Annotated in this window: 11 protein-coding genes; 4 read left to right on the top strand and 7 right to left on the bottom strand. The window is 48.7% G+C overall.

Annotated elements, in window-relative coordinates:
• Positions 1-29: 29 nt before the first annotated feature.
• The 3 genes from nhaD to HR45_RS07460 form a co-directional block, all read right to left on the bottom strand.
• Complete coding sequence (gene nhaD, locus HR45_RS07470; protein WP_037441341.1) at positions 30-1,274, bottom strand: sodium:proton antiporter NhaD; 1,245 nt, start codon at positions 1,272-1,274, stop codon at positions 30-32.
• A 283-nt stretch (positions 1,275-1,557) separates the two neighbouring features.
• Positions 1,558-2,844 (bottom strand): glutamate-1-semialdehyde 2,1-aminomutase, encoded by a 1,287-nt coding sequence (gene hemL / locus HR45_RS07465; protein ID WP_037441338.1) that lies wholly within the window; start codon positions 2,842-2,844, stop codon positions 1,558-1,560.
• A 27-nt stretch (positions 2,845-2,871) separates the two neighbouring features.
• Positions 2,872-3,891 carry an aspartate carbamoyltransferase gene (locus HR45_RS07460; RefSeq protein ID WP_037441335.1) on the bottom strand — a complete coding sequence of 340 codons (1,020 nt, stop codon included), beginning with the start codon at positions 3,889-3,891 and terminating at the stop codon, positions 2,872-2,874.
• 372 nt (positions 3,892-4,263) lie between these two features.
• Here HR45_RS07460 and clcA point away from each other — a divergent pair, with 372 nt between their 5' ends.
• The 3 genes from clcA (at position 4,264) to erpA (ending at position 7,039) form a co-directional block, all read left to right on the top strand.
• The gene (gene clcA / locus HR45_RS07455) at positions 4,264-5,739 is read left to right on the top strand and encodes a H(+)/Cl(-) exchange transporter ClcA (RefSeq protein WP_081933413.1); all 1,476 of its coding nucleotides are present in this window, start codon (positions 4,264-4,266) and stop codon (positions 5,737-5,739) included.
• Between the two features lie 149 nt (positions 5,740-5,888).
• The gene (locus tag HR45_RS07450) at positions 5,889-6,686 is read left to right on the top strand and encodes a DUF6776 family protein (RefSeq protein ID WP_037441332.1); all 798 of its coding nucleotides are present in this window, start codon (positions 5,889-5,891) and stop codon (positions 6,684-6,686) included.
• A gap of 2 nt (positions 6,687-6,688) precedes the next feature.
• Positions 6,689-7,039, top strand: a complete 351-nt coding sequence (gene erpA, locus HR45_RS07445) for an iron-sulfur cluster insertion protein ErpA (protein WP_037441330.1) — start codon at positions 6,689-6,691, stop codon at positions 7,037-7,039.
• A gap of 49 nt (positions 7,040-7,088) precedes the next feature.
• Here erpA and HR45_RS07440 read toward each other — a convergent pair whose 3' ends face one another.
• The 4 genes from HR45_RS07440 to HR45_RS07425 all read right to left on the bottom strand — a co-directional run bounded on the left by HR45_RS07440 (position 7,089) and on the right by HR45_RS07425 (position 10,496).
• Entirely contained in the window at positions 7,089-7,490 is a 402-nt protein-coding gene (locus HR45_RS07440; protein WP_156104032.1) for a hypothetical protein, read from the bottom strand.
• A 24-nt stretch (positions 7,491-7,514) separates the two neighbouring features.
• Entirely contained in the window at positions 7,515-7,892 is a 378-nt protein-coding gene (locus HR45_RS07435; RefSeq protein WP_037441325.1) for a DUF2750 domain-containing protein, read from the bottom strand.
• A 74-nt stretch (positions 7,893-7,966) separates the two neighbouring features.
• Positions 7,967-9,082: an anhydro-N-acetylmuramic acid kinase gene (locus tag HR45_RS07430; protein WP_037441323.1), complete on the bottom strand. Its 1,116-nt coding sequence runs from the start codon at positions 9,080-9,082 to the stop codon at positions 7,967-7,969.
• Positions 9,083-9,089: 7 nt separating this feature from the next.
• Positions 9,090-10,496 (bottom strand): peptidoglycan DD-metalloendopeptidase family protein, encoded by a 1,407-nt coding sequence (locus HR45_RS07425; RefSeq protein WP_037441321.1) that lies wholly within the window; start codon positions 10,494-10,496, stop codon positions 9,090-9,092.
• A 125-nt stretch (positions 10,497-10,621) separates the two neighbouring features.
• On the opposite strand from HR45_RS07425, the gene tyrS reads away from it, so the two are divergent.
• On the top strand, positions 10,622-11,821 hold the full coding sequence (tyrS, locus tag HR45_RS07420; RefSeq protein WP_037441318.1) for a tyrosine--tRNA ligase: 1,200 nt from the start codon (positions 10,622-10,624) through the stop codon (positions 11,819-11,821).
• The last annotated feature ends 26 nt before the right edge of the window (positions 11,822-11,847 follow it).

The following is an 11,847-nucleotide window of genomic DNA, read 5'->3' as shown; positions in this document are numbered from 1 at the left end:
TCAATTGAGCGCTTTTTTTAAGGCGTTGACTAAGCCAGCAGACGGCCAACAAATAGCGTTAGCGAATAGCCAACGCTGTATGACAACAGTAATGCTGGCACATATTTGAGATAGGAAACGAAGGTCAACTCATCGACTTTGCTCATCGCGATAATGCCCGCTGCCGAACCAATGACGAGGAGTGAACCACCAACGCCGACAGCGTAGGTTAGTCCTAACCAGCCAGCTAATGACAAATGAGGATCTGCCTTAAGTAATGCCGCAGTAAGAGGCACGTTATCTAACAATGCTGAACCCATCCCGGTAACATAGTTGGCAATGTTAGGGTCGTGCGCCGCGTAGAGTTGGGCTAATTGATCCAGCGTGCCAATCTGTTTCAGCATGCCGACCAGTAGCAAGATCCCTAAGAAGAACAACAGGGTGTCAAATTCCACCTGGCGAATATATTCGAGGATGCGGATCTCTTCGGTATCAGTATGTACAGTCTTACCGACGAGGAACATGACCGATAAGCCGCTCAGGAAGGTCAGCACTGGCGGAATGGCAAACAGAATGTTAAGCACCATGGTCAAAATAATGGTGCTGACAAAAATCAGCGCAATAATGATATCGACGCGTTCAACGCTCTGCGTCACGCTATTGGCATATACTCGGCCGTTGGCTTTGAGCGAAAACAGCGTGGCCAATAGCACAACACTGACGCTTGCCGGAACAACCAGCATCAATAAATCCGCCATTTTTACGTGACCGTCGAGGAAAATCATCAGTGTGGTTACATCACCTGTGATAAGTGATACACCGCCCGAGTTCACCGCAAAGATAATCAGCACCGACATCCGCCGCTTTATATTGCTATCCAGCTTGAAGGTTGTGAGTAAGCCTAGCGACACTAACGTGGCGGTGACGTTATCGCAAATTGCGGAAAGTAAAAGTGAGAATATGGCCACCTGGATCATCAACATACGTACGCTGATGCTCTTAGGAAATAACTTCCCGACCACAATTTGGATCATGCCTTTGGCGTTAAGGTAGGCCACAAAGGTCATGGTGGACATCAAGAACAACCATAAGGTTGCAATTTCTAGCAGGTTGTCTTGTAGTTCATGATTAACCGCTGCGGCCTCTTGGTTATTCGGCGCGGCGACAAACAGCGTTATCCACGATAAACAACCCAGAAATAGTGTGGTTTTCGCCTTATTAATGTGAGTCAGTTCTTCAAAAATAATGCTGAGCAAAGCTAATGCAGCAAGCAACAGCAGAAAGGTATTTAGCATAGTGATGGATCCATCCGTAGGTTACCAAGCGCCTAAAGGCAGGATGCCGAGTCACCATTCGCTTCAATGATTATCGCGCTGGATAGTGGTAAAAGTGAGTGGTGATGTGACGAAGCGCACAGATTGGAGCACGGTGACGGTAGGATGTGCAATATTACCAAAGTCTTAATCGAAACTTAAAAGTGTGTTTTTTCCAACTTAATAGGTTGAGATATAAAGGGAATTAATTTTTACGAGTAATAAAAAAGGCCCTGACAGGGCCTTTTTAACATAGTGTAATGGCTTAGAGCTTGATGCGACTAAATACTCGGTCAGCAGCATCCAATGTCGCTTTAATCTCTTTATCACCATGAGAAAGTGACAGGAAGCCAGCTTCAAATGCGCTAGGTGCTAAGTAAACACCTTCTTCTAACATGCCATGATAGAAAGCTTTGAACAGCTCTAAATCACATTGAGTCACTTGCTCAAAGTGAGTGACTTTTTCTGCATCCGTGAAGAAGATACCAAACATGCCGCCAACATAGTTCACGGCCATCTTGATACCATGCTTCGCAGCCACGGCTTTTAAGCCTTCAGCGACTTGTTGGGTTTTGTCTGCCAGTGCTTCATAAACACCGTCTTTGCACAGTTCATTCAACTGCGCTAAACCTGCGCTCATCGCAATTGGGTTACCCGACAGTGTACCTGCTTGGTAAACAGGGCCAGTTGGTGCGATATATTCCATCACCTCTTTACGGCCACCAAATGCGCCCACCGGCATGCCACCACCAATCACCTTACCCAGTGCGGTCAAATCAGGTTTAACTCCGTAATGACCTTGAGCACCACCTTTGGCGACACGGAAACCAGTCATGACTTCGTCGATGATCAACAGTGCACCGAACTCGTCACACAGGGCGCGTAAACCCCGTAAGAAGCCTTCAACGGGAGGAATACAGTTCATGTTGCCTGCGACTGGCTCAACGATGATACAGGCAATCTCAGTTGGGTATTGTTCAAACAGCGCACGTGCAGATTCGAGGTCATTGTAGGTTGCCGTCAGGGTATGTTTAGCGAAATCCGCCGGAATGCCTGGAGAGCTAGGTTGACCCATGGTCAGTGCACCAGAGCCCGCTTTAACTAACAAGCAGTCAGCATGGCCGTGGTAGCAACCTTCAAACTTCATGATCTTATCGCGGTTGGTGTAACCACGTGCCAAACGGATAGCGCTCATGGTGGCTTCAGTACCTGAACTCACCATACGCACTTGTTCGATTGACGGCACCATATCGCGGACTTTTTCCGCCATGATGACTTCTAATTCGGTTGGTGCACCAAAGGATAAGCCGTTGGCTACAGCCGCTAATACCGCCTCGCGGATCACTGGATTATTATGACCCAGAATCATCGGTCCCCAAGAACCTACATAATCGACATAGGCTTTACCGTCAGCATCATAGATATAGGCGCCATCGGCTTTATCGATAAATTTGGGTGTACCACCCACTCCGTTAAACGCGCGAACTGGCGAGTTAACACCACCGGGAATGGTCTTTTTGGCCTGTGCAAACAGGTCTTCAGAACGGGTCATATTTCATCCTTTTATTTAATCGTTCAATTAACGGTCGGCTTTACGTGAGTACCAGTTAACTGGACATTCATATTGTTCCAGTTGGTCAGCAACGCCGAGCGTAAGCGCAAACAGTGCCATACGGATCAACAAGCCGTTATCCGCCTGACGGAAAATTGCCAGACTAGGGTTGTTGTTCAGATCGTTGTCTAATTCGTTTGCCTGTGAGCGTGAGTCACGTGGCAGCGGATGCATGATCACTGTGTTGGATTTACAGTTTTTGGTATAGATCGCGCTGTTCAGGCGGAACTTACCGCGATATTTATCTGCCTCTTCCTGTGAAGGGAAGCGCTCTTCCTGAATGCGTGTCAGATAGAGAATGTCAGCCTGATGCAGATTACCTTCCAATTGGTCGGTAATTGTGACGCGGTGGCCGGCATTTTCAATGTCGTCGATCACATAGTCTGGCATCGCCAGCTCTTTGGGTGAGATCAGTGTGAAGGTGATGTTTTTATACATGCACAGCAGACGTGATAACGAGTGCACTGTACGGCCATATTTCAAATCACCGACCATAGCAATGTGCATACCATCGATGGTCATGCCGTTGCTGTTGAGTTCTTTCTTGATGGTGAACAAGTCCAGCAATGCTTGCGTGGGATGTTCGTTAGCACCATCGCCACCGTTAATCACGGGGACGCGAGAGCCTTCAGCAAACTCTTTGACGGAGAAAGATTGTGGATGGCGCATGGCGATCACATCAGAATAGCTCGATAACACGCGCGCGGTGTCATACAAGGATTCCCCTTTTGACAGCGAAGAGTTGGCCATGCCGACGGTTTCGGCTACGCGACCACCCAGCAGGTCAAAGGCACAACTAAAGCTGACACGCGTACGAGTGCTAGGCTCGAAAAACAAGTTTCCCAGAATTGCACCATCCAGTACACGAGTACGTTTTTCACGCAGTGCATAGGGGGTCATTTTCTGAGCTACATTAAAGATGGTTTGGATTGAATCCAGATCTAACTGGTTCACAGAGAGGATGTGGGATCCCTGGAATTGGTTCATCAGCCTAGTTTCCATGTAGGGTGCTGGCCTGCCAAAGCAGCACAGGGTTTTTATGATATTTGGCTGAGTGAAGACTATAGCAGATGAGGCGGGCCTTTAAAACGCCCGGCTTTTTAAATTTGTGAGCCAGACGCTAATGTAATGAAGACTTAATGATGCTGTAGCGGCTTTGTGAGTCGTTTTTTCGATTGGGAATGCCAATTGTTACCCAATTTAGCTAAAAAAATGACGTGATAACAAGGCTGTTCGGCGTTTGCTTAAATAAAAAATTGGTGAATTGTTGATGTTTGTCATAGCATAGAAGCGCTAAATCCATAAGCTATGCAGCACGTGTTTTTCCTATTGGCCGCCAACACTTAAGTATTAGGAAGTATGCCTAGATTTGCCAACCTGCACTTCCCGTCGAAGGGACTGCTCAGACATCGATTGACGCCTGGCTTTTTTACCTCTCAACCTGACTATTTAGTCCTGTTATCACTTTCCGCTCTTGTCGGCGCTGTTGCTGGTTTGATTGTGTCGTTATTTGAAGCCGCAATTCACCTGTTCACCAATGAACGCTTACACTATTTCGACAGTTGGGGCTTACCTCCAGGTGTGACCGCTTTGCTGGTCATTCTGGCGGGCGCACTGTTCGCCGCTGTGGGCTTTCTAGCAACCGCCAAGTTGGCCCCTGAAACATCGGGTAGTGGTATCCCGCATGTAGAAGGCGCGCTCGACGGATTACATGATATTCGCTGGTGGCGAGTATTACCGGTGAAGTTTTTCGCCGGGACCCTGACGTTGAGCTCTGGCATGGTGCTTGGTCGCGAAGGCCCGTCGGTGCAAATCGGTGGGGCGGTGGGGCGGATGTTTGCCGGATTAGCGAGTAAATATCCTTATGCGCCGCATGTGCTGACAGCATCTGGCGCCGCGGCTGGTTTAGCGGCAGCATTTAACGCTCCGTTGGCGGGCATTCTATTTATTATCGAAGAGATGCGGCCGCAATTTCGCTATAACTTCACCTCGTTTAAATGCGTAACCTTGGCATCCTTGATGGCGACGATTGTGTTGCGTTATTTCCATGGTCAAGATGCGGTGATGGACATCCCGACCTTTAAGGTGCCACCGTTAGAGTCGTTGTGGTTATTTTTGCTGCTAGGTGCAATATTTGGCGTCGTCGGCATTAGTTTTAACCGCTGGGTATTGAAATGCACTGCATTTTTCAAACGTTATCACCGTAATAATCTGCTGCGAGTAGCGTCGACTGGCGCGTTACTAGGTGGTTTATTCGCACTGTTTCAACTCTATTTACCGTCGATCTCTGGCGGTGGTATCGCGCTTATCACCGACTTTGTCCGCGAACCCATGGCTTGGGGGCTTATGGTGCTGGTATTTCTGGTGCGTATTGTGGCAACGCTGGGGTGCTTTTCCTCTGGAGCCCCTGGTGGCGTATTCGCCCCTATGTTGGCGTTGGGAACTTTGCTGGGGTTGGCCTATGGTACGGTCGCCGCTGGCTTGTTTCCATCATTAGTGGCGGAGCCGGGCGTATACGCGGTGGCAGGAATGGGCGCGCTGTTTGCGGCAACTGTGCGTGCGCCGGTGACCGGGATCATTCTGGTGGTGGAAATGACCGACAACTACCAACTTATCATGCCGTTGCTGATGACGATTCTTGGTGCGACCTTTATCGCGCAGGCATTTGGCGGTAGCCCGTTATATTCGGCGTTGCTGCAACAATCACTGTCGACAAATGCCGAAACCAAAGCACCGGAAGCCAAAGAAGCTGAGCAGCCTAAAGCGGCTGAAGCGGTCACCCCAGCCGAAGGCGCGGCGACACCTGTTGCGAGTGCCGCAGCCAAAGGTGAATAGCCCGTTATGGTGATGTAATACCTCTGCAAAAGTGCTGTGCTAAGCGAGTCAAAGTTCAGACTGCACTTTTTGTCAGTCTTAGCAATAAGGTATTATGCCCCATCTTATTTCACGCTAACTCGGCGTTAACAGCAGAGGACAATCTCTTAATGGCGAATTTCAGACGCTGGTGGCATCACATGCAGCTACGTGAACGGCATCTCCGCACATCTTCGCTCTATCTGTTTGCACTCGTGCTAGTGGCTTTTTGTTGTGGGGCGGTTAGTCATTACATCTATTCGGATGCGTCCCCTGTGGGCGGCGGCAAGTATCGTAAGCTAGCGCAGCAATATCAGCAGCAGTTGGAGACGCAAGCTACCGTGCTGGCAAGCCGTAATATGGATCTGTCACTCGCGCAGGAAACCAATAAGCAGATGCAGGAGATGTTTGCTAAGCAGCATCAGCGTCAGCAGGATTTGGAACGAGAACTCAGTTTCTATCGCAGTATTATGGCCCCTGAATACAGTATTGATGGAGTCGCCATTAACAGTTTGGAACTGTTGCCCAAAGCGGCCGCAGGCGATTACAAGTTGAAGTTGGTGCTGACTCAGCTTAAAAAGCGTAAGCAACAATTGAAGGGCAAGGCCATCATTCAGCTTAAAGGGAGTAAAGCGGGGGAGGATGTCGAAATCCCATTGGAATCCGTTAACAATGGCGCTAAACTCGATTTCAGTTTCCGCTATTTCCAAGTGCTGGAAACTGAAATGTCCCTCCCTGAAGGATTTAAGTTACAACAGATTGCGGTAAAAGTTGTAGTGCCCGCCAGTCGTTGGAGTAAAGGCGGTGAGACCGAACAAAGCTTCAGCGTCCCCGAATTGTTAAACGGCGAGAAAGACACCAGCGTAATACTTGAACAAAACACTCAGGTAATAGATAATCAGCCGCAGCAAACAGACGTCAAGGGGTAATAATGACTGAACAAGCAGATGCAGCAATGCCAATCACCTTTACTGATGCGGCTGCAGCCAAAGTAAAGACCTTGCTCGATGAAGAGCAAAACAACCAACTTAAACTGCGTGTTTATGTCACAGGCGGCGGATGTTCAGGCTTTCAATATGGCTTCACATTTGATGAAAAAGTCAATGAAGGCGATTTCACCATCGAGAAACAGGGTGTGCAGTTGGTGGTAGATCCCATGAGCCTGCAATATCTGGTAGGCGGTGAAGTGGATTACACTTCAGGATTGGAAGGTTCACGCTTTTTTGTTAAGAACCCCAACGCAAAAACCACCTGTGGCTGTGGCGCCAGCTTCTCAGTTTAAGTGTCACGACAGTATTAAAAAAGCCGCTGATATCAGCGGCTTTTTTGTATCAACTCATAATGTTGAAGTTATTGCGACGTTGAAACCAGCGACTGACTTTCGGCGTCAGTACCAGCCAAAGCTGCAGCATCGTCAGCACCAGTGCGAGTGTAAACAGTAACCATGAAGGCATTGATGCAACAGCAGCAGCGCCGACGAGTTGCTGCCATTGACTCGCTAACTGAGGGTTTTGCTCGAGCAGATAGGGCATCGTTGACACACCCAACAGCATAAAAACGGCTACCCCACGTAATATCCAGCCAGTTGCCTGATGACGAGCGAATATGGATAACACCAGCATTAATAGCAACAACGCCGGTATTACCGCCACGCCATAAATCAATGCGACGACTGCCAGCACTGTATAGATGATGCTGAGCAGAAGTAGGCGTTTGGGCATTGAAAAGCTCACAGGCGGTAATCCTTGGGTTTAGATTTAGTGCTTAGTTTTCGGTTTGAATTGATTTTCCAATTCATAAGGTGGCACCACAACACCGAGATCATCTTCAAGCGGGAACACAGCAACAAACAGCTCATCATCTTCCATGCCTGGAACCCAACGCTCAAGCCAATCGCCAAGACTGATCGAAAGTGGGCGACAGTCTTGCCACTCATCTTTAATCCATTGCAGTGCCGCAGCTTCGGTAGGCCACACTGGAATACAATCTTCATCATCGGTGGTGAGCATTACGCAGCCATCGTCATCCTGAATAATCCACAGCTCTTTGTTGGCCTTAGTCTGTTCTACCAAATATTGATAGCGCTGTTCCGGCGTATAGTGAGTAAAGTCAGGCGTTTTGCTAGTGTCTTTCATATCTGTCCTGCGAATGTCCAGCGAAGGTTACGGCGGCGCATACTATCACCAGTTACGCCGCCAATAAAGCGATGTTATTGGGCTGGAAACCGAGCCCCTAATACCGCCTCGCGTGATGCCCCTGTGACCGCCGGTAGATTGGCGGGGAGACCTGCAACATGACGCATCGCCAGCCAGGCAAAGGCAATCCCTTCCACCCACTTAGGATCGATGCCCAATGCCGAGGTGGTATCGATATGGTGATGAGGTAAAAGAGCCTGCAAGCGTTTCATCAGTTCGCCATTCAGCGCGCCACCACCACAAACATAAACTTCCCCATTATTGCTTAGCTTAGTAAGCTCAGTGGCAATGCTGTGGCAGGTTAAATCGAGCAGGGTAGATTGAATATCTTCTTCGTTAAGCTGAGAAAACTCAGACAATTGCTGTTCCAACCAAGCTTGGTTAAACAATTCGCGGCCAGTGCTTTTGGGCGCTGGTTGCAAAAAGTAGGGATGAGACAGCAATTGAGTTAGCAAGGGTACAGAGGCTATGCCACTCGCAGCCCACTCGCCGTTAAGATCAAATGGCTCTTGCTTCACTTGTTGGATCCAAGCATCAACGAGAGTGTTGCCGGGGCCAGTGTCATAACCCAGCACTTCATTACCGGTGGCGGGCAGCCAAGTGACGTTGCCAATGCCACCGATATTCATAATCATGCGGTTGACGCCAGGCTTGGCAAAAATCTGCTGGTGGAAGGCTGGCACCAATGGCGCACCTTGGCCACCAAGGGCGATATCCTTGCGGCGAAAATCGGCGATAACATCAATACCGGTTTCAATCGCGATAGTATTGGGATCGCCAATCTGCAGCGTGAATCCCACCTCTAAATTGGGCATATGCCGTACGGTCTGACCATGGCTACCAATGGCGACAATATCCTTAGCGTCGACATCGGCTTTGGCTAACAAGGCATTCACCGCTTTGGCAAAAATCTTACCGACCACACGGTCGAGACGTCCTAAGCGATTGATTTCATCGCTGCCTGGCTGGCATAAACGCTGTAAGCCTTTATAAAGGTGTTCTGGATAGTTCTCGGTATGACAGGCCAACAAGGTCGGCTGTCCTTCGCTAAATTGCACCAGTGCAGCATCCACGCCATCCATGCTGGTGCCGGACATAAGCCCGATATATAACCCTGTCGTTGTCTTCATATTTTGTTCACTTCTGCATTGCGATACGCACTTGCTTTTGATGATTCAACGCCGCCATCAGCGACTTACTCAATGCATCGAATGCCGAGCGTTCTTGTTTGGCAATGGGCTCAGCCTTGGGTAAGTCAACGGTGCGAGGATTTCGATGCACGCCATTTACAATAAACTCATAGTGCAGGTGGGCGCCAGTCACTCGGCCAGTTTTTCCTAAAGTACCAATGATTTGCCCTTGCTTAACGTATTCACCCTCTTTCACTTTGCGTTTGTTTAGATGCAAATATTTGGTGGTGTAGGTAGCGTTATGGCGAATAAACACGTAATTACCGTTGTACTGGTTGTAGCTTGCTTTAATCACTTTCCCGGCGCCTGCCGACTTGATGGGTGTGCCTATGGCGGCGACATAGTCAACGCCGCGGTGCGGCCGGACTAAGCCCGTTACTGGATGTAAGCGTCGTGGATTAAAGTTAGAACTGACATATTTAAAATCAACCGGTGAACGTAAGAAGGCCTTACGCATGCTGCGACCATCGGCCGAATAATAGTTACCATCGGTATACCTTACCGCCGTATAACGTTCACCCTGGTTAATAAATTCAGCAGCAAGAATGTTGCCGTTACGCAGAAACTCGCCGTCAGCGAACTCTTGCTCATAGATTAATGAGAAGCTGTCGCCATTACGAATATCGAGAGCAAAGTCGACATCCCAGCCAAAGATGGTCGCAAGCTGCATAATTTGTGCTGGATTAAGTCCGGCATCAACACCCGCGTTCCAGAAGTTGCTGTGAATTTCAGCACTGACAAACTGCTGCCTATTTTCCACGTCTTTGGTTTGCACTTCTTCACGATAGCCTTTGTTGTCGTGATTGATGATTAAGGTAGAAATCGCATCAATACGGTATTGCAGCAGCTTAAGACCACCGTCAGCGCTTTTGCCGATAGTGATCTCCTCACCCGGCATAATTTTTATCAAGTGTTTCTTCGCAAGTGGCAGTTGCGTGATGTCGTAGACTTCGCGGGCCGACAACGATGCGCGTTGAAATAACGCCGCAAGTGTATCGCCTCGTTTAACCTCAAAGTGCTCAAGCTCTGCCATACCATCAGCTTGCTTATCTACCTGAGTTTCGAGGGCGTCACTGGTTTGTTCAACAATGCTATCGGTAATGGCTTCAGCCGCTTTTTCAGACTCTTGCGGCTCGCCACTGTCGGCAACATTTTGTGCACTCGGTGCATCCGGCGTACGGAATGCCAAAGGCACATCATAACGTACCGCAACACCCGATTCTGGCGTCTGTTTAGAGGCCACTGCGTTATCGGTGGGAATGAAAATAATGACAAAGATGGCAAGGGTGAGCAGGGATAACAGTAGCTGGTGCTTCTTTGGCAGCAGCTTGAATAAGGTGATGAGTTTTGCCATTGACTCCGGGTACCAAAAAATGACGTTGCCTGAATGCCTTGCCCTAGTTTACACACTTTCAATTAGGCTGGCTAACAAGTAACATAAGCCTCTTTATTTTAGCGCCTCGGGGGAGTTCTAGGCTGATGGCTGATTTAGCGCAAGTAATGGCAGAAATTAAACGTGGTACAGAAGAAATTCTGCTGGAATCCGATTTGTTGGAGAAGCTGAAAGAAGGTCGTCCGTTGAAGATCAAGCTCGGCGCCGATCCAACTGCGCCAGATATTCATTTAGGCCATACCGTTATCCTGAACAAACTGCGCCTGTTCCAAGAGTTGGGACACGAAGTGATCTTTTTGATTGGCGATTTCACCGGCATGGTGGGGGACCCAAGTGGTAAAAATACTACCCGTCCACCATTAACTCGTGAACAAGTGATTGCCAACGCGGAAACCTACAAACAACAAGTGTATAAAATTCTCGACCCAGCCAAGACGCGAATTGAGTTCAACTCTTCTTGGTTAGAAGCGTTAGGTGCTGCAGGCATGATCCGCTTGGCATCACATCAAACCGTAGCGCGTATGATGGAACGTGATGACTTCAAGAAACGTTACGCAGCGGGTCAATCAATCGCAATTCATGAATTCATGTACCCACTGCTGCAAGGCTGGGACTCTGTGGCTTTACATGCGGATGTTGAGCTGGGCGGCACTGATCAGAAATTCAACCTGTTGATGGGCCGTGAACTGCAGAAAGCCGAAGGACAGAAGCCACAAACGGTGATTATGATGCCGCTGTTAGAAGGCTTGGACGGCGTGAAGAAAATGTCGAAATCGGCGGCCAATTACATTGGCATTAGTGAAGCGCCAGATGAGATGTTTGGTAAGCTGATGTCGATTTCTGATGAGTTGATGTGGCGCTATTTTGAATTGCTGTCATTCCGCCCATTAAATGAAATTGCTGACTTGAAGCAACAAGTCAAAAACGACGCAAATCCACGCGATATCAAAATCCTGTTGGCGAAAGAGATCATTGCTCGCTTCCACGATGAAGCTGCAGCGGCTGGCGCTGAGCAAAATTTCATCAACCGTTTCCAGAAAGGTGCAATGCCGGATGATATTCCCGAATTGACCTTAGCCGCTGGCGATGAAGGCTTGCCACTCGCAAACTTGCTCAAAGAGGCGGGTTTGGTTGGCTCGACGTCAGAAGCTATGCGTATGGTGAAGCAGGGCGCGGTGAAGCTTGATGGTGAGAAAATTGAAGATAGCAAACAAGTATTTGCTGCTGGCACGACGGCTATCTTCCAAGTTGGTAAGCGTAAATTTGCGAAAGTCACTATCAGCTAATAACGCTGGGTGATACAGAAAGGGAA

Source organism: Shewanella mangrovi, assembly GCF_000753795.1.
GTDB classification, from domain to species: Bacteria; Pseudomonadota; Gammaproteobacteria; order Enterobacterales; family Shewanellaceae; genus Shewanella; species Shewanella mangrovi.
Note: the sequence above shows the minus strand (reverse complement) of the source record. Positions and strands in the feature narration are given on the sequence as shown.